Source organism: Streptomyces sp. NPDC058880 (assembly GCF_042742535.1).
GTDB lineage: Bacteria > Actinomycetota > Actinomycetes > Streptomycetales > Streptomycetaceae > Streptomyces.
Genome location: NZ_JBHYMC010000027.1, coordinates 30,371 through 55,017, shown reverse-complemented (window position 1 = coordinate 55,017; position 24,647 = coordinate 30,371). Strand labels below are relative to the sequence as shown.

The window sequence follows — 24,647 nt, the reverse complement described above, 5'->3', positions numbered from 1 at the left end:
GGAGTCCGGGCGGAGCCCGGGAAGGGCACGGGGCGGGAGGGGCTCCGCGCGGAGGTCAGGCCGCGGCGGACCGAACGGGTCGCGCCGCCGGGGCGTCGACGGGCAGCCGGGCCACCCGCCACCAGGCGGCCAGGGCCTTGAGGGCCGAGCCGGCCGCCAGGCCCCACGCGGCGCCCGCCGCGCCCGCCACCGCGTACCCGCCCAGCAGCAGTCCCACGGACAGCAGCGAGAAGACCACCTGGAGGGAGAGCGTGGCCTTCGGCGCGAGGACCCGCAGGGTCAGCAGCGCACACGTGCCGAGGCCCATCACCGCGTACTGCGCCCCCGTGGCCGGCAGCAGCGCGGACGCCGCCGCCCAGGTGTCGCCCAGGAGTTCCCGGCCCAGCCGGTCCGGCAGCAGGTACAGGGCGGTGGCCCAGCCCGCGCCGATCGCGGCCAGCACCAGGCCCAGCGCGGCCGTGGCCCGGACCGTGGCGCGCTTGCCGCCGAGCCGCCCGAGCACTGGCGGCCCGAACGCGTTGGCCGAGTTGAACAGCACGTTCAGTGGACCGAACAGGGTGGTCGCACCCCGCAGCGCGCCGACGGCCAGGGGCGTCGCGAAGACGCCCAGGCCCAGCACGGCGAGCTGGCTGGAGCCGTTGCCCACCGCGAACTCGACCACGAAGCGCTGCCCGAGGTGGCCCCGCCGCAGGTACGGCCGCAGGTCCGCGCGGGAGCCGCGCACATGGGGTCGCAGCAGCCACAGGCCGACCGCCAGCGCGGGCAGTGCCGAGAGGCCCCACACCAGCACCAGCCGCCCCGCCGAGGCGCCTTCGGGCTGCACGGCCAGCGCCGCGACCACGCACACCAGCCGCAGCCCGTCCGCGGCCAGTGCCCGTTCGGGGGCGCGCAGCGCGGAGAAGCAGTAGCGCAGCCCGTCCTGGAGCAGTACCAGCGGCAGGACGAGGCCCAGTGCGAGGAAGGCCCGGCCGGTGGCGCCGGGTAGCGCGAAGCCCGTCACGGCGAGCAGGACGCCCACGGCGGCCGACGCGGCCCCGGTGAAGCCGGTGGCCGACCGGCAGGCCGCGCCGAGCCCGTCGCCCTTCTCCAGCACCAGGCTCTGCCCGACGTAGGCCATGTTCAGCCCGAGGAGCACGCTGAAGGCCACGTAGACCATCGAGAAGTCGGCGAAGGCGGATGCCGACGACAGCCGTGCGGCCAGCACCAGCACCAGGATGTTGGTGGCGCTGGAGGCCGCCTGGTCCAGGACCGAGGCGACGGCGGCGAGGCCGCGTCGGCTCACCTGCGGCCCATGCGGACGGTGCGCAGCGCCACGGTGTCGGTGCCGTCACCGGGGATGTGCTGCTCGGCCTGCGCCACCTCGTACGGGATCGGCTGGGGCTGCGGCGCGCCGTTCCCCGGCTTCGCGGGGGACACCGGTCCGGCGGTTGCCGGGCCGCCCTTGCCCTTGTCCTTCCCGCGCTTCTCGCCGGGCAGCGGTGCGTGCAGCACCGCGCCGAGGACCGTGCCGCCGGCCCCGCTGATGAGTTCGCGGATCCGGATGAGGTCGGTGCGGTGGATGGCGCGCGGGTCGGTGACCACCAGGACGCCGTCGACGCGGTCGACGAGGGCGAGCGCGTCGGCGTACGAGAGCACGGGCGGTGCGAGCACGACGACGGTGGAGTTGGGCGCGTCGGCCTCGGAGATCAGCTGCGTGGCCCGGGCGGAGGTGAGCGCGCGCGGGACGTTGCGGGCCCGGTCGCCGGGGATCAGGTCGAAGGAGCCGGACTCGCCGGCGTCCACGGTGAGCTGGCGGCCGTCGGGCCACTCGGAGTCGGCGTGCCGCCCGGCCGCGGGGGTGCCGCCCTGGCCCTGGCTCCAGCGCGGCCGGCCGCCGGCGTCGGTCGGCAGCTGGCTGGCCAGGACCGGCGTGCGCAGGTCGGCCTCGATCAGCAGGACGTCCTTGCCGGTCTCCGCGAAGGAGGCGGCGAGGTTCACGGCCACCGCGGCCGCCGTCTCGCTGCTGCCGCGCGGCGCGACGACCAGGAGCCGGCGCCGGTCGGCGAAGCGGGCGTCGTAGGCGAGCCGGAAAGCCACCGAGCGGTACTCCTCGGCGAGCCGGGGGTCTGCCTCACCGGCGGCGAGCAGCGGCCCGCCGCCCGTACGGTCACGCGGCAGGTAGCCCAGGACGGGTGCGCGCAGGGCACGGGCCACGTCGCCCTCGGAGCGGGGTGCCGGGTCGAAGACCAGCCGGACCCAGGCGGCCAGCAGGCCGAGCGCGAGGCCGACGGCCGCGCCGAGTGCGAGGGACATGACGATGCCGGGGCCGTCGGTCGCGGTTGGCGGGGTTGCGGCGCTGGTGACCCGGCCCGGAGTCATGTCCAGGGCCTCAAGCTTGGTGATCTTGCTGTTGTAGCCGCCTACCTCGCTCTGCAGGTCGGTCTTGGAGGAGCTCGCGGCGTCGCGCCCGGAGCCGGCGGGCATCCGGGCGATCTCCTTGGAGAGCTCGTCGAGGTTCTTGGCGACGGGGTCGCGCTGGTCCTTGTAGCCCTTGACCATCTTGTCGCGCGTGGCGTCGAGGGACTCCAGCCGCTTCAGCAGGTAGGCGTCGGCCATCGCGTTGGCGCGCTTGGCGGCTTCCTTGGCGGAGTCCGCGGTGTACGTGAAGCGCAGCACCATGGTCTGCGGGGGGTTGGTCACCTGGAGGCCGGCGCGCAGGGCGGCGAAGTCCTTTGCGGACACACCGAGCTTCTTCGCCGCCTCGTTGGCGGTGGAAGAGCTGAGCGCGACCTGGCGCTCGGAGCCGACGTTGATCGCTTTGTCGGGGGCGAGGCTCGGGTTGAACGGGTCGTCGGTCGGCGCGCGCAGCACGACGTCAGCGGTGGCGACGTAGGTGTCGGCGGTGGATATGCCGAGGTAGACGCCGCCCAGCAGGCCGACGGCGATGCCCCCCGCGATCAGCCTGCGGTAGCGCAGGAGCTGCCGGAACTGGTCCCTCAGGAGGTCGGGTTCGTCGTCGGCCGGTGCCGCTGCCGGGCGGTTCGTCTCGATCACGGCCGGGATCCCCCAAGTGCTTCGTCCATCAGTGCGTCGATGCGGGCCAGCCCCGCTTCACGGCTCAGGTGCGCCGCGACGTGGCGCGGTCCGGCCGCCCCCAGTGCGTCCGCGGCCTCGGGGTCCTCCGCCAGGGCCCGTACGGCCTTCAGCAGGGCCTCCGGGTCCTCCGGCGGTACGAGCACCCCTGCGCCGGAGCGCTCCACCTCCTGGGCGGTCCCGCCCTCCGCCGCCACGGAGGCGACGACGGGCCGGCCGGTCTGGAAGTAGGAGGTGAGCTTCGACGGGACACTCATGTCCAGCACGGCGGCGTGCTGTGTGACCGCGAGAACGTCCGCCGCCGCGAGGATATCCGGGAACTCGCCGTCAGCGGCAGGGGGGATGATGTCCAGATTCGGCACGTCCGCGGAGAGGTCCGCGAGCGCGGAGCGCTGACTACCGTCCCCCATCAGGACGAAACGGACGTTCGGATCCAGTCGAGCGGCCCCCACGAGGACTTCGAGCCCCTGCTTGAGGCCCATGTTCCCGGAGTGCAGGACGACGGTCTCGCCGGGGCCCCACCCGAGGTGGCGGCGGGTCTCGCCGCGCGGCCTGGTGGGCTTGGGCACGTGCGACCAGTTGGGGACGAGGCGGATCCGGCCGGGGTCCACGCCCATGCCGACGACCCGCTCCACGAAGGTCTCGTGGATGACGCCGACGAGGGTGGCCCGCTTGAGGGCGTACGCCTCGGCGCGGCCGGCGAGCGCAGCGGCCTTGTCGCCACCGCTGATCCCGCTCTGCGCGGCGGCGGCTCCCATGAGGTCCTGGACCACGGGGACGTAGGGGGCTTTCCAGCGCGCCGCGAGCCGGGCGGCGAGCACTCCGCCGGCCAGGCTGGGCATCTGGGCGAGTACCGCGTCCGGCCTGGGCATCCGGGGCGGGGCCACCGCGCCGTGCAGCAGAATCGATCCTTCGAACAGGGCCCGCTTCACGGCGGTCTGCCGGGGCGGAACCGTGTGCGCACGCCGGTGCACGGTGACTCCCGCGCGCTGTTCCGTGCGCTGGAACGCCCCCTTGTACTCCGGTTCGAGCGACCACGCGGGATAGTGCGGCATGCCGGCGAGGACGTGTGTCTCGTGGCCGAGATCCGCCCAGTGCTCCGCGATCTGGGTGGCGTACGGGCCGATACCCGCGTGCTCCGGAGCGTAATTGGTGGAAACCAGCAGCATGCGCCGCTGACCGGATCTGGACACCGTGCGTCCCCTCTTCCCCTGGATGATGCGCACGTCACCCTATTCGTTCACCCGCATGATGCCGAACGCGCACGCTATTGTCTGCTAATCCGCCGCACCGGGGGGTGCGGCCGCTGGGGATGAAGAGATGACGGAGCGGTACATGTCCGACATTGGAGCGCCTGCGCGCCGACCGTATCGAGTCGGATATGCGCCGGGTGCCTACGATCTGTTCCACATCGGGCATCTGAATATCCTTCGGCACGCCCGGAGTCAGTGCGACTACCTGGTCGCCGGAGTGGTCTCCGACGAGATGGCCGAACTCGCCAAGGGGCGCCGCCCGATGATCCCGCTCGTGGAGCGCCTGGAGATCGTGCGCAGCGTCAAGTACGTCGACGCCGCCTTCGTCGAGACGGTCCCAGACAAGGTGGACACTTGGAAGCAGGTCCGCTTCGACGTGATCTTCAAGGGGGACGACTGGCGGGGCACTCCCAAGGGCGACAAGCTGGAGCGGGACTTCGCCGCCCACGGGGTCGACGTCGTCTACTTCCCCTACACCGTCCACACCTCCAGCACCCAGCTGCGCCGGGCGCTGGACGCGCTCGCGGAACCGGCCACCGTGCCGGGGCAGGTCACCGGCGAACGGCGCTGAGCTCCCGGAACCACTTGGCGAGGAAGGCCAGCAGGAACAGCGCGGCGACCGCGCCCAGTCCCGCGTATGCCCAGGCGAACAGCCTTCCGCCGCCGAGCAGCAGGAACACCAGGCAGAACACCCCGTAGTCCACGGGCAGCAGTGCCACCGCGCGCAGCGTCGACGGTGCGGCGGCGGGGCTTCCCGGGGCCGGCTTCGCCTTGAGCTTCTCGGTCAGCAGTCCGCCGAAGAAGGTGACGACGGCGGCGAACTGGAAGCCGAGCGGCACCAGCAGCCAGCCGTCGGCCGCCGTTCCGTACTGCCCGGGGAAGCGGTAGAAGGCGATCAGCACGCACGCGTGCAGCGCCGTGAGCTTCGCCGCGTCCACGACGTGGTCCAGCCACTCGCCGGCCGCGCTGCCGCCGCCCCGCAGCCGGGCCAGCTGTCCGTCGGCCGAGTCGAAGGCGAAGCCGACCGCGAGTGCGGCCCATACGGCGATCCCGAGCGCCCAGGAGGGTCCGGCCAGCGCGACCGCGGCCACCGCGGCGAAGCTGAAGGCGGCGCTGACCAGCGTCACCTGGTTCGGGGTGAGCCCGAGCGCGTACGAACCGGCGGCCAGGTAGCGCCCGACGGGCCGGTTGACGAACCGCGAGTAGAGCGACACCCCCTTCGCGGATTTCTGCGCCCCGCGCAGTTCTCGCAGCGCGGTCCCGACTCTGCCCATGCAGGGGCTCCCCTCAGCGACGATGTCGAACACATCATCGCAGCACAGATGAGCGGGTCGGTTCCGGATGTCTGCGGACGTCCGGAAGAAGTAGTACGGACAGGTTGGCGGCGGCACTGAGGGCGGCCGCGGCCAGCAAGGGGGCGGTGACCCCGACTCCGGCGGCCAGCGGGGCGGCCACCGCCAGTCCCAGGGGCCGCGCGGCGAAGGAGATGAGGGTGTCGAAGGATCCGACCCGGCCCAGGGTCTCCAGCGGGATGCGCCGCTGCATCTCCGTCTCCCACAGAGGGCTGAGCACCCCCAGCCCGAACATGGCGCAGAAGAACGCGGCCGCGGTCACCGGGAGCGGCAGGCGCAGCGCGAAGGCGGTGAGCGGAAGCGCCTGGGCCGCGGCCCCGACGGCCACCCCGAACAGCGGCCGGTGCAGCGGCAGCCGCCCGGCCGTCCAGACGCCGGCGAGCATGCCGACCGTGCCGGTCTGGGCGATGACCACCCAGGAGCCCTCGCCGCCCAGGCTCTCCACGGCGATCACCGGGCCGAGGGTCAGGAGCAGACCGGCCGCCAGGTGCCAGACCCCGTGGGCCAGTACGTTGGCGAGGAACCATGGGTGGCGCCGGGTCTCGGCCCAGCCCGCGCGCAGTTCGGCGCCGAATGCGGGGCGCGGTGCGGTCCGCGGGACCGGGGCGGTGCGCAGGCCGCCGAGGGTGAGTGCGGAGAGGGCGAAGAGCGCCGCGGTGAGCAGTGAGGCCCAGCCGCCGCCGACGGTCAGTGCCAGCGAGCCGGCGGCCGCGGGGGCCGCGACGTTCGCCAGTCCGGTGGCCACCCCGAGCCGGGTGTTGACGCGCAGGCGCCCGTCCGCGGGCACCGCGGCCGCGACGAGCGTGCGCACGGCGGGCGTGCCGAAGGCCACCGCGGCCCCGGTCAGGGCGGCGAGCGCGGCGAGCTGCGGGATCCGGCCGTGGAGTCCGGTCAGGAGCAGCGCTCCCGTGGCCAGTTGGGCACCCGCCCGGACCAGGTCGGCGACGAGTACCACCCGCGGGGCGGGGAACCGGTCGGCGGCCACTCCGGCCACGGGTAGCAGGAGCAGCATGGGCAGCAGCTCGCTGGCGAGCACGAGGCCCAGGTCCCCCGACGAGCCGGCCCGCAGCAGGGCCAGTGTGAGGGTGGTGGGGACGAGGGCGGAGGCGAAGGCGGCGCAGGTGCGGCCCGCGAGCAGCCGCCGTATCGGCGTGGTCATGCCGGCAGATTATTTCGCTGGCGAATCATTCGTCAACGAAATATCTGCTGCATCGCAGCGCGCCATAATGGCGCGCATGGGCAGAGAGGCGGCCGAGGGCCGTGACCGGGCGCCGGCGACGGACCCCGCCGAGGACTCCGTCGACCGGCACATCGCCCGGTGGGCCGGCAAAGTCCCCTTCGACGTGCCCACCGAAGCCGTCATCACCCGCATCCAGCTCCTCGCCAAACACGTCTCGCACGGCAAGGAGCGCGCCCTCGCCGAGACCGGGCTGCAGGCCTTCGAGTTCGAGACGATGCACCGGCTCGCCTCCCGCGGCGCACCCTGGCGGGCCCCCTCCGCCGAGCTCGCCGCCGAACTGCTGCTCTCCCCGGCCGGGATGACCGGCCGCCTCGACACCCTGGAGAAGTCCGGCCTGGTCCGCCGGCTGCGCGCCCCCGCCGACCGCCGCCGGGTCGACGTGGAGCTCACCGAGGAGGGTCACCGGCGGTGGTCCGACGCCATGCGCTGGCGCGGCATCGCCGAGGCCGAGATGATCGATCCCCTCGACGACGCCGAACGCGACGCGCTCGCCGGTCTCCTCAAGCGGATGCTCCTGGCGGTCGAGACCCGCTGACCTTCAGCAACAGCACCGAGCGGGCCGGTACGGTCAGGCTCTCCCCGGCGCGGTGCCGGGTGCCGGGCACGGCGGCCTGCTCCTCCAGGGAGGTGTCCAGGACCAGTTCGTACTCCTCGGCCCACGGCGACCCCGGCAGCACCCACGCCGCCGCCCGGTCGCCGGCGTGGAGCAGGACGAGGAAGCTGTCGTCCGTCACCTGGCGGCCCCGCTGGTCACGGCCCGGGATGTCCCGCCCCGACAGGTACATCCCGAGCGCGGCCGCCGGGGCGTACCAGTCCCGTTCCGTCATCTCCACGCCCGCCGGCGTGAACCAGGCCAGGTCGCGCAGCCCGTCCGCGCCCTGCGGTCGGCCCGAGAAGAACGCTCGCCGCCGCAGCACCGGATGGGCGTGGCGCAACGAGATCAGCCGGGCCGTCAGCGCCAACAGCGACTGCCACGACGGATCCTCCAGCAGCGACCAGTCCACCCACCCCGTCTCGTTGTCCTGGCAGTAGGCGTTGTTGTTGCCGCCCTGGGTGCGGCCGAACTCATCGCCCGCCACCAGCATCGGCACCCCGGTCGACAGCAGCAGCGTGGTCAGCAGGTTGCGCAGCTGGCGGCGGCGGAGCGCACCGATGCGGGCGTCGTCGGTCTCGCCCTCCACCCCACCGTTCCACGAGCGGTTGTCGTGGGTCCCGTCCCGCCCTCCCTCGCCGTTCGCGTCGTTGTGCTTGCGCTCGTAGGAGACCAGGTCGCGCAGGGTGAAACCGTCGTGCGCGGTGACGAAGTTCACCGAGGCGTAAGGGCGGCGCCCGCCCCACGCGTACAGGTCGCTGGACCCCGACAACCGGTACCCGAGGTCGCGTACGTCGGGCAGGGCGCCCCGCCAGAAGTCCCGCACGGCGTCCCGGTAGCGGTCGTTCCACTCGGTCCACAGCGGCGGGAACGCCCCCACCTGGTAGCCGCCCGAACCCACGTCCCACGGTTCGGCGATCAGCTTCACCCGCCGCAGCACGGGGTCCTGGGCGATCACCGCCAGGAACGGGGACAACATGTCCACGTCGTGCATCGAGCGGGCCAGCGCCGCGGCCAGGTCGAAGCGGAAGCCGTCCACCCCCATCTCCGTGACCCAGTAGCGAAGCGAGTCGGTGATGAGCCGCAGCACGTGCGGACGCCCTGCGTGCAGGGTGTTGCCGCATCCCGTGTAGTCGGCGTACCGGCGCTGGTCGGACTGGAGCCGGTAGTAGCCCCGGTTGTCGAACCCGCGCAGCGACAGCGTGGGGCCCAGCTCGCCCGCCTCCGCCGTGTGGTTGTAGACGACGTCGAGGATCACCTCGATCCCGGCCGCGTGCAGCGCCCGCACCATCCGCTTGAACTCGCCGACCTGCTGCCCGGCCGTACCGCTCGACGAGTACCCCGCGTGCGGGGCGAAGTAGCCCACCGAGTTGTAGCCCCAGTAGTTGCGCAGCCCCTTGCGCAGCAGGTGGTCCTCGTGCGCGAACTGGTGCACCGGCAGCAGCTCCACCGCCGTCACGCCCAGCTTCACCAGGTGTTCGACCGCCGCCGGATGGGCCAGGCCCGCGTAGGTGCCGCGCAGCTCCTCGGGAACACCCGGATGGCGCATCGTGAAACCGCGCACGTGCAGCTCGTAGATCACCGAATCGGCCCAGGGCGTCTTCGGCCGGACGTCGTCCGCCCAGTCGTCGTCATCCTGCACGACCACGCCCTTGGGAACGAACGGAGCCGAGTCCCGGTCGTCGCGCACGGTGTCCGCGATGTACTGCTGCGGCCAGTCCCGCACGTGCCCGTACACCTCGGGCGGCAGCGTGAAGTCCCCGTCGACGGCCCGCGCGTAGGGGTCCAGGAGCAGCTTCGCCGGATTGTGCCGGACCCCCGTCCAGGGATCCCAGCGGCCGTGCACTCGGAAGCCGTACCGCTGCCCCGGGCGCACGCCCGGCACGAAGCCGTGCCAGATCTCGTGCGTGAGCTCCGTCAGGACGCAGGCCGTCTCGGCACCGTCCTCGTCGAAGAGGCACACCTCCACCGCCTCCGCGCCCTGCGCCCACACGGCGAAGTTGGTGCCCGCGGTCCCGTCCGGACCCTGGTGGAAGCGGGCCCCCAGGGGATGCGAGGACCCCGGCCACACCGCGGGGGCCGGGCGCGCCTGCGCCGCGGCGACCAGCCCCCTGACCTGGCCGTTGGTCCGGTCGTCCGGCCGTCCGTTCGGCTGATGGCCCAGTGGGCCGCCCGGTCGGCCGTCGACGTGCGGTACGGGCGTCGCCTGCCCGCTCCCTACCGTTCCGACGGCGTTGCTGACGGCTTCCACCGCCTCCTGCTCGGCTGCGCTCGACACTGCCCGCCTCCACGGCTCTTCGGTACCTGCGGGGGGAGGGGGAGTGTGTGGCCCCGGCGTCCCGGCCCGGGCCCGCCCCCGTCTGGTCCTTCCCACTGTTCTGCCCGGACTGTTCTGCCCGGAACGTGGACCGCGCTCACGTTTCCCCCGGAGGACCCGGTCGTTGGAGGAGACGTGACACTTCTGACGAGGCGGGCAGGGGCGGGAATGGCCGCCGTGGCGGTGTGGGCGGGCCTGCTGGCCGGGTCGGCGGGCTGCACCCGGGACGGAAAGTCGCCCGTCGAGATCCAGCTCCCCGGCAGAGTGCGCTCGCCGGACGAGGCCATCCGCATCACCCCCGGCGACAACGCCAAGGACGTCCCGGCCGACGGGCGGCTGACGGTCACCGTGCCCGAGGGCCGGCTGGAGCGGGTGAAGGTGACCAAGGTGGAGGACGCACAGGCGGAGGAGGTTCCCGGCGCCATCGCCGCCGACGGGCTCAGCTGGAGCCCCACCCCGCAGGCCGGCCGGCTGGCCCTCGCCGCCAAGTACACCGTGGACGCCGTCGCCCTCGACGGGCACAACCGCCGCCAGGCCCGTCACACCACCTTCACCACCTACGTCCCCGAGGAGCGGTTCATCGGCTACTTCAAGCCGGAGAACCGCTCCACCGTCGGCACCGGCATGATCGTCTCCTTCAGGTTCAGCCGCGCCATCGAGCGGCGCGCCGAGGTGGAGCGCGCCATCCGGGTCACCTCCGACCCGGCCGTGGAGGTCGCCGGCCACTGGTTCGGCGGGGAACGCCTCGACTTCCGGCCCAAGCAGTACTGGAAGCCCGGCACCAAGGTCACCGTGCAGGTGGCCCTGCGCGACGTCGAGGGCGCCCCCGGCTCGTACGGGATCCAGTCCAAGACCGTCACCTTCACCGTCGGGCGCTCCCAGATCTCCACCGTGGACGCGGCCGCCCACACCATGGAGGTGCGCCGGGACGGGGAGCTGTTGTCGACCGTGCCGATCAGCGCCGGAGCGCCCAAGACCACCACCTACAACGGGAAGATGGTGGTGATGGAGCTCTTCGACGTCACCCGGATGAACGGCCAGACCGTCGGGTTCGGCGGCGAGTACGACATCCCCGACGTCCCCCACGCCATGCGGCTGACCAGCTCCGGGACCTTCCTCCACGGGAACTACTGGTCAAGTCCCGACACCTTCGGCACCACCAACGTCAGCCACGGCTGCGTGGGACTGCGCGACGACAAGGGCGGCGGCTCCGACACCCCGGCGGGCTGGTTCTTCGACCGGACCCTGATCGGGGATGTGGTGGAGGTCGTCAACTCGCAGGACAAGACGGTCGCCGCCGACAACGGACTGGGCGGTTGGAACATGTCCTGGGCGGACTGGGTGGCCGGCTCCGCCGTCGGCTGAACGGCGCACGGCCTCCCCGCAAGAGTGACTCGTGTGATCAAAATGCCGTAGCGCAGAGTGTCCGCGCCGCCTGCCGCCGATCCCTGCCCCCAGCCTGTCAGGGCAGATCAGGGCAGCAGGGAACGGACGGAGCGTCATGCAAGCAAGGAAGTGGACCCTCGGGCTCGCGATCGGCGCCGTGCTGGCCGCCGCGACCCCCGCGGCCGGCGCCCCCGCGGCCGGCGCCGACCGGCCGGTGGCGGCCCGGGCGCCGTTGCCCGGCGGGCTCGGTCCGTGCGTCCCGGGCAACTGCCCGGTCCCGTACCCACCGGTCAACAGCGACGGCGTCCTGCGCGGCCGGGACAACGGCATCAACATCTTCGCCGGCGGCGACTTCCGGGTCCGGGGGAGGGCCTCCGAGGCCGAGGGCCGCCTCGTCGTCCTCGGCGACTTCGACCAGGACAAGCTGGCGGGCGGCGACAGCCGCTACAACGTCGGGATCGTCGGCGCCGGATCGCTCGTGCCGCCGCCCGACGGGGCCGACTTCCTCACCACCGGCGGGGACGTCACCGTCGCCGAGGGCGAACGCCTCCTCGCCGACGGCGGTGTGGTCCGCCACGCAGGCGCGCTCACCGGCGTGGTGACCGGTCGCCTGGCCCCCGACCCGGCCGCGGTCACCCCGTACGCCGGACTGCGCGACCGGCTCAGCGCCGCCAGCCAGTGCTACGCCCGGGTCGACGGGCGGCCCCGCCCGGCCACCGGCACCGTCGTCAACAGCGGCTTCGAGACCCTGTTCACCGGCGACGGCACCTCGGCGCTCCAGGTCTTCAACGTCGACGCGAACCTCGTCGGCAACGGGGGCGGCCAGCAGGGCATCCGGTTCGCCCGCATCCCGGCGACGGCCACCGTCCTGGTGAACGTGCTGGGCGCCACCCGCACGATCAACACCTACAGCGGCGGCATCGCGGACACGGATCCGCTCAACGCCTACCGCGACCGGCTGCTGTGGAACTTCCCGGACGCCACCACCGTGAACCTGACCGGCGGCGGCCAGTTCCAGGGCAGCTTCCTGATGGGGCAGCAGAGCTCCGAGACCACGATCACCCTGCCCGGCATCAACGGCCGCTTCTTCACCACCGGCTCCGTCACCCACGGCAGCGACACCACCGGGGGCGGCGGCCAGGAGTTCCACGCCTACCCCTTCAACGGGAACCTGCCCGACTGCGGCGGCCCCGTCCCGGTGACCGGTGCGGTCTCCGTCCTCAAGCGGGACGGAGCGACGGGCGCGGCGCTCGCGGGAGCGCGGTTCGAACTGTGGCGGGAGAGCAACGGCACCGCGGGCCTGCAGACCACCGGCCCGGGCGCCGACACCCTGGTCGCCGGGTGCACCACGCCGGCCGACGGCCTGTGCGAGCAGACCACCGGGCTCGGCACGTACTACTGGCGCGAGACCCAGGCGCCCCCCGGCTACGAGCTGCCGGACCAGCCGGTCCACGAGCTGACGCTGACCGCCGAGAACGCGCAGGCCGGCGTCCGCCACGAGGCGGACAACCGGCGCACCCCCGAGCCGCCGGACGGCGCCCGGGTGGTGCTGCGCAAGACGGACCGGGAGACGGGCCTGCCGCTGGCCGGAGCGCGGTTCGAACTGTGGCGGGAGAGCAACGGCACCGCCGGGCTCCAGCCCGTCACCCCGGGCGGTGACACCCGGCTCGACGGCGCCTGCGTCACCGACGCCCAGGGCACCTGCACCGTGGAGCTGCCGGTCGGCCGGACGTACTACTGGCGGGAGACCGCGGTCCCGGCCGGATACGAACCGCCGCAGGACCCGGTCACGGCCTTCGACCTGACCCAGGGCGACGTGGCCGACGGGATCGTCGTCGCCGTCCCCAACACCCGGAGCGAGCGGTACGAGGGCTCCATCCGGGTCCTGAAGAAGGACGCCAAGACCGGGCGGCCGCTGCGTGGCGCGGTCTTCGAGGTGTGGCAGGAGACCAACGGCACCGCCGGCCTGCAGACCCGCGGCATCAACGCCGACCGCCGGGCCGCGGACGGCTGCGCCACGGACCGCGGCGGGGTCTGCGACTTCGGCCCGCTGCCCGAGGGCTGGTACTACCTCGTCGAGACGGCCGTGCCCGAGGGCTACGCGCTGCCCGCCGACCGGGTGACCGGGCCGCTGCGGCTGGACGGCGGCACCCCGGACCGGCGGCTCGTGGTCACGCTCCGGAACGAGCGCGACAGCCACGGCAAGGGCAAGGGCGAGCACGGCAAGGGCGAGCACGGCAAGGGCGAGCACCCGAAGGACGCGAAGGGTCCCCGGGACTGACTCCCCGGCCCAGTACGACGGACGGAGCGACATGAAAGCCAGGACGACGGCGGTACGGCCCATCGGTCTCGCCACCGCGGTGGTGTTCGCCGCGGCGGGCCCGGCCCTTGCCGCTCCGCCGGCGGCACCATCACCCGGCACCGCCCGGGTGGTGCTGCGCAGCACGGACGCGGACACCGGAACACCCCTGCCGGGGGCCCGGTTCGAGCTGTGGCGCGAGACCAATGACCGGGCCGGCCTCCAGAGCACCGGCCCGGCCGGCGACGAACGGCAGGCCGCCGGCTGTGCGACCGGCGCGACGGGCCTGTGCACGGTGGAGCTGGCGACGGGCGAGACGTACTACGCGGTGCAGGTCGCGGTCCCCACCGGCTACCAGCGGCCCGACGAGCCGTTCGCCGGCTTCGACCTGCGCGAGGCCGCCGCCCGGGAGGGGCTCGTCGTCAACGTTCCCAACCGCAGCCGGGACGCTGTCTATAGCGGCGGGATCCAGGTCCGCAAGCGGGACGGGAAGACCGGTGCGCCGCTGCACGGCGCGGTGTTCGAGATCTGGAAGGAGACCAACGGCACCTCCGGCCTGCAGACCGCGGGCCTCGACGCCGACCTGCGCCCGAGGGCCGGCTGCGCCACCGACGCCGACGGCACGTGCGACTTCGAGGGGCTCGCCGACGGGTCGTACTTTCTGGTGGAGAAGGACGTCCCCGAGGGCTATGTGATGCCGGGAAACCCGGTGGCCGGCCCCTGGCGGCTGGACGGCGCATCCGGCCGCCGGATCGTCCTGACCGTCTACAACAAGCGTGCCGAGCAGATCCCCACCGTGGGCGCGGACGACGGCCGCCGGGCCCGGACCGCGCGCTCCGGTGCGCCGCCGGAGTGACCTCCTCACCCCGGCGGCGCAGCAGCGCGCGCCGTACCCCGGCCTCCCGGGTTGGCTGGTCCGTGACCGTCGCGTTCACAGACCGGAGGAGGCCCGGATGGCCGTACGTCACAGGAGCGGCCCGATAGCGCGGATGGCCCTGCTCGGCACCCTGCTCGCACTGTCGGGGCCGCTCGCGGTCCCGGCGGCCGCCGCGGCGGAACCGGAGAGCGCGTGCACCGCGGGCACCGGCCCCTACCAGCGGGAGCTGGAGGACCACCTGGGCCGGCCGGTCGACGGGGTGCAGTCCACCGCGGACTGCTACGCCGTCCGCGCCTTCCAGCGCACGAACGGCATCAGCCCCGCCGACGGCTACCCGGGAGTCGCCACCTATCGCACGATGCTCGTCGTGACGGCCCGCCCCGACCCCAACGCCGCGGGCGACTGCCCCGAGCGCGAACACCGCGTCACCTGCGTGGACCTGGACCGCCAACTGCTGTGGGTGCAGAGGGGGGCCAGGATCGTCTTCCCGCCCGTGCCCATCCGGACCGGGCGGGACTACCAGGAGACCCGTACCGGCTGGCACGAGGTGTACTGGCGCAACAAGAACCACGTCTCCACGCTCTACGGCACCCCCATGCCGCACGCCCAGTTCTTCGACGGGGGCCAGGCCCTGCACGGTTCACCCGGCTCCCTCTACACCACCGGCGGTTCGGCCGGCTGCGTCAACCTCACCGAACCGGACGCGGCACGCCTGTGGGACCTGCTGACCGAGGGCGACGCCGTCTACGTGTGGGGCACTAAACCGGGTACCGAGGACTGATCCGCAAGCCGTCCCGGCGGGCTCAGGGCACTTGGGACGGAACGGTGACACGACCGTGGCTCAACGTAATCCTCCCGTGTGATTTCCTTTCGGCATGCGCGCGACCGTCCGTGCGCGGGGGACATGGGGAGAGCACGAGTGAACCTGCAGCCGATACGCGGCCGCGCCCGGGCGGGCCTGCCGGCCCTTCTGCTGGGAGCGGCCCTGCTGTTCACCACCGCCTGCGGCGGTGGAGGCGGAAAGGGCAACGGCAGCGGCAGCGACAACGCCGGGGGTGGGGGCCGGACCGGTACCGAGGCTTCGACGGCTGTCGTCAGCGTCAAGCCCGACGACGGGGCCAAGGAGGTCGCCACCAGCGGCGTCCTGAAGATAACGAGCACCGGTGGCAAACTCAGCACCGTGACCGTCGCCGACACCAAGGGCAACGCGGTCGAGGGCAAGCTCTCCGACGACGGCGCGAGCTGGGAACCGGTCCGCCACCTGGCCTCGGCCACCGAGTACAAGGTGCACGCGGTCGCCAAGGACGAGGCCGGCCGGGAGTCCGCCAAGGACACCACCTTCACGACCCTCACCCCGACCAACACCTTCGTGGGCCACTACACGCCGGAGGACGGCTCGACCGTCGGCGTGGGCATGCCCGTCTCGATCAACTTCACCCGTGGCATCACCAACCCCGAGGCCGTCGAGAAGGCCATCACCGTGACGGCCGAACCGGCCGTGCCGATCGAGGGCCACTGGTTCGGCAACGACCGCCTCGACTTCCGCCCCGAGAACTACTGGGCCGCGGGCACCAAGGTCACCGTCAAGCTCGCCCTCGACGGCGTCGAGGGCCGCCCGGGGGTCTACGGCAAGCAGACCCGTACGGTCACCTTCACCATCGGCCGCTCCCAGATCTCGACGGTCGACGCGGCCGCCCACACGATGCAGGTCGTCCGTGACGGCCAGGTCCTCAAGGACCTCCCGATCACCGCGGGGGCCCCGTCGACCACGACCTACAACGGCCAGATGGTCATCAGCGAGAAGTACAAGGTCACGCGGATGAACGGCGCGACCGTCGGCTTCGGTGGCGAGTACGACATCTCCGACGTCCCGCACGCCATGCGCCTGTCGCAGTCGGGCACCTTCGTGCACGGCAACTACTGGGCCCCCTCCAGCACCTTCGGCTCGGCGAACGTCAGCCACGGCTGCGTCGGGCTCAAGGACGTCCGCGGTGCGGGTGACTCCAAGCAGCCCGCTGCCTGGTTCTTCAACGAGTCGCTGATCGGCGACGTGGTCGTCGTGAAGAACTCCAAGGACAAGCAGATCGCCCCGGACAACGGCCTCAACGGCTGGAACATGCCGTGGGCGGAGTGGATCGCATAGCGGTCCCGCGCACGACGCGCACGTGATCCGGGTGGCCCGGTGCTGTGACCCACGGCACCGGGCCACTTCACGTTAACCGGCGCTAACCTGACCCGTATGACCATCTCTCTCGAAGTCTCCGAAGGCGTCGGCACCATCCGCCTGGACCGGCCGCCCATGAACGCCCTGGATATCGCCACCCAGGACCGGCTGCGCGAGCTCGCGGTGGAGGCGGCCGACCGGGCCGACGTCCGTGCGGTCGTCCTCTACGGCGGCGAGAAGGTGTTCGCGGCGGGCGCGGACATCAAGGAGATGCAGACGATGGACCACGCGGCGATGGTCGTCCGGTCCCGCGCCCTCCAGGACGCCTTCACCGCCGTCGCCCGCATCCCCAAGCCCGTCGTCGCGGCGATCACCGGCTATGCGCTGGGCGGCGGTTGCGAACTCGCGCTGTGTGCCGACTACCGGATCGCCGCCGACAACGCCAAGCTCGGCCAGCCCGAGATCCTGCTCGGCCTGATCCCGGGCGCGGGCGGCACCCAGCGGCTGTCCCGGCTGGTCGGCCCCTCCCGGGCCAAGGACCTGATCTTCACCGGCCGCATGGTCAAGGCCGACGAGGCGTTCACGCTGGGCCTGGTCGACCGGGTGGTGCCCGCCGGCGAGGTCTACGAGCAGGCGCACGCCTGGGCGTCGAAGCTCGCGCAGGGGCCCGCGATGGCGCTGCGCGCCGCGAAGGAGTGTGTGGACGCGGGCCTGGAGGCCGACATCGACACCGGGCTCACCATCGAACGCAACTGGTTCGCGGGCCTGTTCGCCACCGAGGACCGTGAGCGCGGCATGCGCAGCTTCGTCGAAGAGGGCCCGGGCAAGGCGAAGTTCGTCTGAGCCGGCCGGGCGGTCCTCCCTGGGGGTGGATTAGCCAGGCCTTAAGGCAACCTTAAGGAGAATGGCCGATCAACTCGCCGTGATCATTTTCACGTGGTGCGTCACACCAGGTCAGGGCCCGGTTTCGGGTCGTCCTGCCGCCTCGCGCGCAGGACGGGGCACCCCCTTGGATTTGTTGAATCCGGGGGGTGTTTTCCTGTGGAACGGCCCGGAGGGGCGGGGCGGCCCTCCATGATGGGTGCATGGCGGGCCTGGAGGGTGTGGAACAGCCGCGGCAACGCGGTGGTGCTTCGGCGGTACGGCTCACTACGGCCGCCGAGGAGGAACAGGGCCTCAAGGCGTTGGAGCTGTACGGGAACCCGGCCGAGGCGGAAGTGACGCTGCCGTCCCTGCCGGAGTCGGCCGGAACCGCGCGTCGGCTCACCCAGTGCGTGGTGATCCGCCTCTGGGGCCTCTCGCCGCAGATCTCCGAGCACGCCGTCCTGCTGGTCTCGGAACTCGTCGGCAACGCGGTCCGCCACACCGGCGCCCGCTCCTTCGGCTTACGCATGCTGCGCCGACGCGGCTGGGTCCGGGTGGAGGTGCGCGACCCCTCGCGCGGACTGCCCTGTCTGATGCCGGTGCACGAACTGGACACTTCCGGCCGCGGTCTCTTCCTCGTCGACAAGCTGTCCGACCGCTGGGGTGCCGACCTGTTGCCCCGCGGGAAGATCACCTGGTTCGAGATGCGGGTGGCCGATCGCCAGAATGCCTGAAGCCCCCGGCTCGCCGTGTGGGCGCTGTGGGGGCTTCATGGGTGCGCCGAGGATCGAAGGGGGTGTGATCCTCGGCGTGGTGACTTCGCTCGGGTCAAGGGGAAGTCGTGGCTCCGACTATGACAGACGAGGGCTCGAACGCCAAAAGTCCCTACTTGGACATAAGTGTGCAAATCGCAAGAGTTTCTCTCTAAATCCTAGGTGAGGTGGGCCACTCACCTCGCATTCGATGAATAACTATCGACTGCTCTGAGTAAATCGTTGATCACGTGGCGGATGGGGGGCTCGCTCCGCCTCATCCATGAACGCCGCAAAATGGGTCAATCATTACCTTCCGGGCTATCCGCCCCTTAAATGGGCAGGTGCTCTCACAACCAGGCCGCCGCGCGGCCCTGCGTGCCGCTCTGCGGGCAGCCGGTCTCGGCGCGGCCGGCGCCGCGACCGCCGGCCTGGCCGCCGGCTGCGGCCCGGGCCGCCCGGCCGCCGGGCCCTCCTCGCCACCCCCCGCCCCGTCCCGCCCGGCCAAGCCCGCCCGGGCGCCGGCCCCCGCCGTCCCGCGCCGGTTCGCGGGGCAGCCCGTGGAGATCGGCCACGGTCCGCGCGACCGCGCCCGGGTCGCCCTCACCTTCCACGGCAACGGGGAGCCCGCCCTCGCGCGCGCGGCGCTGGACGAGGCGGAGAAAGGGGGAGCGCGCGTCACCGTCCTGGCGATCGGCTCCTGGCTCGACGCCCACCCCGGCATGGCCCGCCGGATCCTCGACGGCGGTCACGAACTCGGCAACCACACCCAGCGCCATCTCGCGATCAACGACATGGCCGAGGCGGAGGCCTACGCCGAGATCACCGACTGCGCCCAGCGCCTCAAGCGGCTCACCGGCTCCATCGGCACCTGGTTCCGTCCCTCCGGGACGCAGTACGCGACCCCCCTGGTCCAGAAGCTGGCCCAGCGGGCCGGCTACCCGCACGTCCTCTCGTACGACGTCGACTCCCTCGACTTCACCTCGCCCGGCGCCGCGGCCGTCACCCGCAACGTCACCGGGACGATCCTGCCCGGATCCGTGGTGAGCCTGCACTTCGGCTACGCGGACACGGTCGACGCGTTGCCTTCCCTCCTCGAAGAACTCGCGCGCCGCAAGCTGCGCGCGGTGACCACCACGGAGCTGCTGACGCCATGAAGACCAACCGCCTTCCCCGGAATACCGGCGTGCTGCTGGCCGCTCTGGTCCTCGCCGCCCTGGCCGGCTGCGGGTCGGCCGGAAAGGGGCCCGCCGAGGCGCTCGGCACCAAGGGCCCGGCCGCACCCGCCAAGGCCGTACCGGCCGCCCCGCCCGGGCTGCCCGGAATGCCGCCCCTGCTGGATCCGAACGACGTCTACGCGGCGGACCGGCCGGGCAAACTCTCCCCGGTGGTCAAGGACTTCCCGTCCCGCGTCTACGTGCCGAACACCAACTCCAACACGGTGTCCGTCATCGACCCGGAGACCTACCAGGTCATCGACACCATCCCGGTCGGGGTCCAGCCCCAGCACGTCGTCCCCTCCTGGGACCTGAAGACCCTGTGGGTCAACAACAACCGGGGCCACACGCTCACGCCGATCAACCCTGCGACCGGCGAGGCCGGCAAGCCCGTCGAGGTGCACGACCCGTACAACCTGTACTTCACGCCCAACGGCAAGTACGCGGTCGTCATGGCTTCGATGGACCAGGAGCTCGTCTTTCGCGACCCGCACACCATGGACCGCGTGAAAACCGTCCCGGTGACCTGTTACGGAGTCAACCACGCCGACTTCTCCGCCGACGGCCGCTACTTCATCGTCAGCTGCGAGTTCTCCGGCGAACTCCTCAAGGTCGACACCGAGCGGATGGAGGTCGTCGGCCAGCAGAAGCTGCCGTTCGAGGGCGCGATGCCCCAGGACGTCAAGGTCTCCCCGGACGGCAAGACCTTCTATGTGGCCGACATGATGGCGCACGGCATGTGGGTGCTCAGCGGCGACACGTTCGAGACGCCCAAACTGCTGCCCACCGGCGAAGGCTGCCACGGGCTCTACGTGAGCCGCGACTCCAAGGAGATGTACGTCTCCAACCGCGGCGAGGGCACCATCTCCGTCTACAACTTCCCGCAGAAGAAGCTCACCAAGAAGTGGACGCTGCCGGACGGCGGCAGCCCCGACATGGGAGGCGTCTCCGCCGACGGCAAGGTGCTGTGGCTGTCCGGGCGCTACGACTCCGAGGTGTACGCGATCGATACCGTGACGGGCAAGCAGCTCGCCCGGATCCCGGTGGGCGGTGGCCCCCACGGACTCGCCGTCTACCCGCAGCCCGGCCGCTACTCGCTCGGCCACACCGGCATCTTCCGGTAGGCGGGATCCCCGGCCGCCGCCGGTGCGGCCGGGGAGCGGAGGGCCCGGCCCCGGGGCGTCCGCCCGACAGGGGTGGCGCTACCCTGGGCCGGTCAGCAAGCACCAAGAAGGGGTGGACCCAGTGGCGGACATCGAGAGCGCACGGGCTACGTTCGACAGGTTCGACGTGAACGGTGACGGCTTCGTCACGGCCGACGAGTACAGCGCCGCGATGCGCGCGATGGGCGACGTCCACGTGACCCCGGCCGTCGCGGACTCCGTCGTCGCGGCCAAGGACGCCAACGGCGACAAGCTGCTGAGCTTCGACGAGTTCTGGGCCTCCCTGAACAAGTAGTCCCCGGCCTCCCGCCCGGCCCCCGAGGCCCGGGCGGGAGTACGCGTCAGACGGACGGTCCGGGCGGGTCCTCCATGTCGCCGACCTCGGCGAGGGCCTCCTCCAGCCAGGTCAGCCAGAACGTCTCCAGGGCGATCCCGCCGTGCAGCACGAGCCGGCGCAGCCGGTCCGCCACGGCGTCGCGCCCCGGCGGGAAGTCCTTCTCCTCGATGGCCTCGTACTGCGCCAGCTGGCGCCGGTGCAGGTCCAGATGACGCCGCAGCTCGGGGCCGAGGCCCTGTGGCCCCACCACGCCGGCCGCCCGGATTCGCAGCAGCAGCGGATCGCGCATCGGCTTCGGGTCCTGGCTCTCCGCCACCCACCGGGCGAGCTCCGTGCCGCCCGCGGGCAGCACCTCGTACTCCTTCTTCTGACCCCGCACGGGCGCCTCGCTCGGCAGCGCGCGGATCAGCCCGGCCTCCTCCAGCCGCCCGAGCTCGCGGTAGATCTGCTGGTGCGTCGCCGACCAGAAGTACCCGATCGACTTGTCGAACCGCCGGGTCAGCTCCAGCCCGGACGAGGGCTTCTCGAGCAGGGCGGTGAGGATGGCGTGCGGCAGGGACATGCCGCCATCCTAGGTTCGCCGCGGTCCGGGCAGCGCGACCACCTCCGCACCACCCTCCCCGTACGGGCCAGGCCCGGTGGCGGGCGCCCGGCACGCTGCGCAGGCTGGGTGCGTGACTGCCGACGAGAACACCGCGAACCGCCCGCACTACGCCGACCTCACCGCCGTCTACGTCAACTGCACGCTCAAGCGCTCGCCCGAGACCAGCAACACCGAGGGCCTGATCGACAAGAGCCGAGCGGTGATGGAGTCCGCGGGCGCCCGCACCTCCCTCATCCGCGCCGTCGACCATGACATCGCGACGGGCGTCTGGCCGGACATGACCGAGCACGGCTGGGAGAGCGACCAGTGGCCCGTCCTCTACAGCCAGATCATGGACGCCGACATCCTGGTCCTGTGCGGGCCCATCTGGCTCGGCGACAACAGCTCCGTGATGAAGAAGGTGATCGAGCGGCTCTACGCCTGCTCCTCGCTGCTGAACGAGCACGGCCAGTACGCATACTACGGCCGGGTCGGCGGAGCGCTGATCACCGGGAACGAGGACGGCGTCAAACACTGCGCCATGAACGTCCTCTACAGCCTCCAGCACCTCGGCTACGCGATCCCGCCGCAGGCCGACGCGGGCTGGATCGGCGAGGCCGGCCCGGGCCCGTCCTACCTGGACCCCGGCTCGGGCGGCCCCGAGAACGACTTCACCAACCGCAACACCGCCTTCATGTCCTGGAACCTCATGCACCTGGCGGCGCTGCTCAAGCGCTCCGGCGGCATCCCGGCGCACGGCAACCAGCGCTCCCTGTGGGACGCCGGCTGCCGCTTCGACTTCCCCAATCCCGAGCACCGATGAGTCCGGGCCCGGGGCGCGAAGGCCTCGGGCCGGGCCGTCCGCGGCCGGTTCAGTGCGCGATGTCCACCACGAACCGCTCGGGCGAGTGCAGGCTGTAGGCGCGGTAGTACGGAAGGGTGTCGAAGGCGGCGCCGAAGGTCACGTACCCCTCGTAGTCGCCCGTCATGGCGAGCCCCTTGAGCTTGGTGAGGTAGATCCTCTGAAGCTTGGGGCCGTGGTACACGCTCTCGCCCGCGTCGTCGTGCGCGGCGGCGGGGTTGAGCCTGATCTCCAGGAAGTACGTCCCGGCCAGAGGCACGGGCTTGCCGGAGCCGTCGTACCTCAGCTGTGCGACGGGCGTGACGGTCACCGTGGGCGTGTACCCCTCCAGGTCGACGACGATCCGGTCGTATCCGGAGTGCCCGCCCCAGCGGGCGTTCACGACGAGCGGGGTCGGGACCTCGGTGGAGGCGAGTGAGGAGGCGGAGGCGGGCGAGGCGAACGCCAGTCCGGCGGCGAGCAGCGCGCCGGAGGCCAGAGCCACGAACCGCCGGAGACGTGTGTGGATCATGTTGTCCCCCCGATTCTCAAGAGACGGGGACTGATGGCACCACCTGGGACGCCGCTCCGGGCTCCTCCGGTTCCACCGGGTGGACGGTGTACCGGACGCCGCAGGGGCTCGGCGCAACCCGCGCCGGGCCCCTGCGGTCACCAGGAGGGCATCAGCACTCGATGACGTTGACCGCGAGGCCGCCGCGGGCGGTCTCCTTGTACTTGACCTTCATGTCAGCGCCGGTCTCCTTCATGGTCTTGATGACCTTGTCGAGGGAGACCTTGTGCGAGCCGTCGCCGCGCATCGCCATCTTGGCGGCGGTGACGGCCTTGACCGCGGCCATGCCGTTGCGCTCGATGCAGGGGATCTGGACCAGTCCGCCGACCGGGTCGCAGGTCAGGCCCAGGTTGTGCTCCATGCCGATCTCGGCGGCGTTCTCGACCTGCTCCGGCGTGCCGCCCAGCACCTCGGCGAGGGCGCCGGCCGCCATCGAGCAGGCCGATCCCACCTCACCCTGGCAGCCGACCTCGGCGCCGGAGATCGACGCGTTCTCCTTGAACAGCATGCCGATCGCGCCCGCAGCGAGCAGGAAGCGGACCACGCCGTCCTCGTCCGCGCCCGGCACGAAGTTCATGTAGTAGTGCAGCACGGCCGGCAGGACGCCCGCGGCGCCGTTCGTCGGGGCCGTCACGACCCGGCCGCCCGCCGCGTTCTCCTCGTTGACCGCCATCGCGTAGATCGTCGTCCACTCGCTGCGGTGCATCATCGGGTCGCCCTCGGTGCGCAGCTGGCGCGCCGTGGAGGCGGCGCGGCGCTTGACCCGCAGGCCGCCCGGGAGGATGCCCTCGCGGGACATGCCGCGCGAGACGCAGGACTGCATGACGCGCCAGATCTCCAGGAGGCCCTCGCGGATCTCCTCCTCCGTACGCCAGGCCTTCTCGTTCTCCAACATCAGGGAGGAGATCGACAGGCCGGTCTCGTCGGCCAGCCGCAGCATCTCGTCACCGGAGCGGAAGGGGTACTTCAGCACCGTGTCGTCGAGCTTGATCCGGTCCTCGCCCACCGCGTCCTCGTCGACGACGAAACCGCCGCCGACCGAGTAGTAGGTCTTCTCCAGCAGAGGGGTGCCGGCCTCGTCGTACGCGAAGAGCGTCATGCCGTTCGCGTGGTACGGCAGGGACCGCCGGCGATGCAGGATCAGCTGGTTCGGCTCGTCGAAGGCGATCTCGTGGACGTCGCCTATCTCCGCCCCGAGCAGCCGCAGGCGGCCGCTCCTGCGGATGCGATCCACCTCGTCGTCCGCCGTCTCCACGTCCACGGTGCGGGGGGAGTGGCCTTCCAGACCGAGCAGCACGGCCTTGGGCGTGCCGTGGCCGTGGCCGGTCGCGCCGAGGGAGCCGAAGAGCTCTGCCCGCACGGAGGCCGTCTGGGCGAGCACGCCGTCCTTCTTCAGTCGCGTCACGAACATGCGCGCGGCGCGCATCGGACCGACCGTGTGGGAGGAGGAGGGACCGATGCCGATGGAGAAGAGGTCGAAGACGGAGATGGCCACGGTGGCGGACTCCCTTGTCTGCTCGTGGGGTGGGAGGGGGCAGGAGAGGCGGATTGTTCAGATTTTGTCCGACAGACGAGCTTAACGCGGTGCGGTGAACGTCCTGGCTGCCGGACGAGGTGGGAAGGATTACGTGGACAGGTCGGGAAGGTGTCCACTCGCGCCGCGGGGGCGCGGCGCCGGGCCCCGCCGGCTGCCGGAGACCGGCCCCGGCGCTGGGCGGCAGGGGTGTCCGCCCGCCCGGGGCGGGTGCCGGACGCGCCGGGGTGGAC

General features: G+C 72.1%; 22 protein-coding genes. 13 read left to right on the top strand and 9 right to left on the bottom strand.

Annotation, left to right across the window (positions count from 1 at the left end; genetic code table 11):
• Positions 1-55: 55 nt before the first annotated feature.
• From ACFW2G_RS17785 to ACFW2G_RS17775, 3 genes are read right to left on the bottom strand one after another with little or no spacing between them, the layout of a single operon-like run.
• Positions 56-1,282 (bottom strand): hypothetical protein, encoded by a 1,227-nt coding sequence (locus tag ACFW2G_RS17785; RefSeq protein WP_384445551.1) that lies wholly within the window; start codon positions 1,280-1,282, stop codon positions 56-58.
• On the bottom strand, positions 1,279-3,033 hold the full coding sequence (locus tag ACFW2G_RS17780) for a lipopolysaccharide biosynthesis protein (protein ID WP_384581030.1): 1,755 nt from the start codon (positions 3,031-3,033) through the stop codon (positions 1,279-1,281). Before ACFW2G_RS17780 ends, ACFW2G_RS17785 begins: the two co-directional genes overlap by 4 nt.
• Positions 3,030-4,241: a glycosyltransferase family 4 protein gene (locus tag ACFW2G_RS17775; RefSeq protein WP_384445616.1), complete on the bottom strand. Its 1,212-nt coding sequence runs from the start codon at positions 4,239-4,241 to the stop codon at positions 3,030-3,032. Before ACFW2G_RS17775 ends, ACFW2G_RS17780 begins: the two co-directional genes overlap by 4 nt.
• 166 nt (positions 4,242-4,407) lie before the next feature.
• On the opposite strand from ACFW2G_RS17775, the gene ACFW2G_RS17770 reads away from it, so the two are divergent.
• Entirely contained in the window at positions 4,408-4,896 is a 489-nt protein-coding gene (locus ACFW2G_RS17770; protein ID WP_384445555.1) for an adenylyltransferase/cytidyltransferase family protein, read from the top strand.
• Here the strand turns inward: ACFW2G_RS17770 and ACFW2G_RS17765 are convergent.
• Positions 4,877-5,599, bottom strand: a complete 723-nt coding sequence (locus ACFW2G_RS17765) for a CDP-alcohol phosphatidyltransferase family protein (RefSeq protein WP_037928656.1) — start codon at positions 5,597-5,599, stop codon at positions 4,877-4,879. The genes ACFW2G_RS17770 and ACFW2G_RS17765 overlap by 20 nt on opposite strands.
• A gap of 34 nt (positions 5,600-5,633) precedes the next feature.
• On the bottom strand, positions 5,634-6,836 hold the full coding sequence (locus tag ACFW2G_RS17760) for an MFS transporter (protein WP_384445559.1): 1,203 nt from the start codon (positions 6,834-6,836) through the stop codon (positions 5,634-5,636).
• A gap of 76 nt (positions 6,837-6,912) precedes the next feature.
• On the opposite strand from ACFW2G_RS17760, the gene ACFW2G_RS17755 reads away from it, so the two are divergent.
• A complete protein-coding gene (locus ACFW2G_RS17755; protein WP_384445561.1) occupies positions 6,913-7,452 on the top strand; it encodes a MarR family winged helix-turn-helix transcriptional regulator in 540 nt (179 codons plus the stop codon).
• On the opposite strand, the gene glgX is transcribed toward ACFW2G_RS17755, so the two are convergent.
• Positions 7,418-9,787, bottom strand: coding sequence for a glycogen debranching protein GlgX (gene glgX, locus ACFW2G_RS17750; RefSeq protein WP_384581028.1), 2,370 nt, complete (start codon positions 9,785-9,787; stop codon positions 7,418-7,420). The two genes, ACFW2G_RS17755 and glgX, sit on opposite strands and share 35 nt — an antisense overlap.
• 207 nt (positions 9,788-9,994) lie before the next feature.
• Between glgX and ACFW2G_RS17745 the strand changes: the two genes are divergently transcribed.
• The 10 genes from ACFW2G_RS17745 to ACFW2G_RS17700 all read left to right on the top strand — a co-directional run bounded on the left by ACFW2G_RS17745 (position 9,995) and on the right by ACFW2G_RS17700 (position 20,843).
• Positions 9,995-11,191 carry an Ig-like domain-containing protein gene (locus ACFW2G_RS17745; protein ID WP_384581101.1) on the top strand — a complete coding sequence of 399 codons (1,197 nt, stop codon included), beginning with the start codon at positions 9,995-9,997 and terminating at the stop codon, positions 11,189-11,191.
• 136 nt (positions 11,192-11,327) lie between these two features.
• Positions 11,328-13,493: a choice-of-anchor A family protein gene (locus ACFW2G_RS17740; RefSeq protein ID WP_384445563.1), complete on the top strand. Its 2,166-nt coding sequence runs from the start codon at positions 11,328-11,330 to the stop codon at positions 13,491-13,493.
• Between the two features lie 31 nt (positions 13,494-13,524).
• On the top strand, positions 13,525-14,367 hold the full coding sequence (locus ACFW2G_RS17735) for a collagen binding domain-containing protein (RefSeq protein ID WP_384445565.1): 843 nt from the start codon (positions 13,525-13,527) through the stop codon (positions 14,365-14,367).
• A gap of 133 nt (positions 14,368-14,500) precedes the next feature.
• Positions 14,501-15,169: a L,D-transpeptidase family protein gene (locus tag ACFW2G_RS17730; protein WP_384445622.1), complete on the top strand. Its 669-nt coding sequence runs from the start codon at positions 14,501-14,503 to the stop codon at positions 15,167-15,169.
• 123 nt (positions 15,170-15,292) lie between these two features.
• A complete protein-coding gene (locus tag ACFW2G_RS17725) occupies positions 15,293-16,531 on the top strand; it encodes an Ig-like domain-containing protein (RefSeq protein ID WP_052031256.1) in 1,239 nt (412 codons plus the stop codon).
• A 96-nt stretch (positions 16,532-16,627) separates the two neighbouring features.
• Complete coding sequence (locus tag ACFW2G_RS17720; protein ID WP_384445567.1) at positions 16,628-17,395, top strand: enoyl-CoA hydratase/isomerase family protein; 768 nt, start codon at positions 16,628-16,630, stop codon at positions 17,393-17,395.
• A 242-nt stretch (positions 17,396-17,637) separates the two neighbouring features.
• Positions 17,638-18,150, top strand: a complete 513-nt coding sequence (locus tag ACFW2G_RS17715; protein WP_037928057.1) for an ATP-binding protein — start codon at positions 17,638-17,640, stop codon at positions 18,148-18,150.
• 362 nt (positions 18,151-18,512) lie between these two features.
• Positions 18,513-19,325: a polysaccharide deacetylase family protein gene (locus ACFW2G_RS17710; RefSeq protein WP_384680962.1), complete on the top strand. Its 813-nt coding sequence runs from the start codon at positions 18,513-18,515 to the stop codon at positions 19,323-19,325.
• Complete coding sequence (locus ACFW2G_RS17705) at positions 19,322-20,509, top strand: YncE family protein (protein ID WP_037928059.1); 1,188 nt, start codon at positions 19,322-19,324, stop codon at positions 20,507-20,509. Before ACFW2G_RS17710 ends, ACFW2G_RS17705 begins: the two co-directional genes overlap by 4 nt.
• Before the next feature lie 121 nt (positions 20,510-20,630).
• Positions 20,631-20,843 (top strand): EF-hand domain-containing protein, encoded by a 213-nt coding sequence (locus tag ACFW2G_RS17700; protein WP_037928061.1) that lies wholly within the window; start codon positions 20,631-20,633, stop codon positions 20,841-20,843.
• A 46-nt stretch (positions 20,844-20,889) separates the two neighbouring features.
• On the opposite strand, the gene ACFW2G_RS17695 is transcribed toward ACFW2G_RS17700, so the two are convergent.
• Positions 20,890-21,447: a PadR family transcriptional regulator gene (locus ACFW2G_RS17695; protein ID WP_037928062.1), complete on the bottom strand. Its 558-nt coding sequence runs from the start codon at positions 21,445-21,447 to the stop codon at positions 20,890-20,892.
• A gap of 112 nt (positions 21,448-21,559) precedes the next feature.
• Here ACFW2G_RS17695 and ACFW2G_RS17690 point away from each other — a divergent pair, with 112 nt between their 5' ends.
• Positions 21,560-22,291 (top strand): flavodoxin family protein, encoded by a 732-nt coding sequence (locus ACFW2G_RS17690; RefSeq protein WP_037928064.1) that lies wholly within the window; start codon positions 21,560-21,562, stop codon positions 22,289-22,291.
• A 49-nt stretch (positions 22,292-22,340) separates the two neighbouring features.
• Here ACFW2G_RS17690 and ACFW2G_RS17685 read toward each other — a convergent pair whose 3' ends face one another.
• A complete protein-coding gene (locus ACFW2G_RS17685; protein ID WP_037928066.1) occupies positions 22,341-22,841 on the bottom strand; it encodes a hypothetical protein in 501 nt (166 codons plus the stop codon).
• 151 nt (positions 22,842-22,992) lie between these two features.
• Entirely contained in the window at positions 22,993-24,375 is a 1,383-nt protein-coding gene (locus tag ACFW2G_RS17680; RefSeq protein ID WP_384445573.1) for an L-serine ammonia-lyase, read from the bottom strand.
• Between the last annotated feature and the right edge of the window lie 272 nt (positions 24,376-24,647).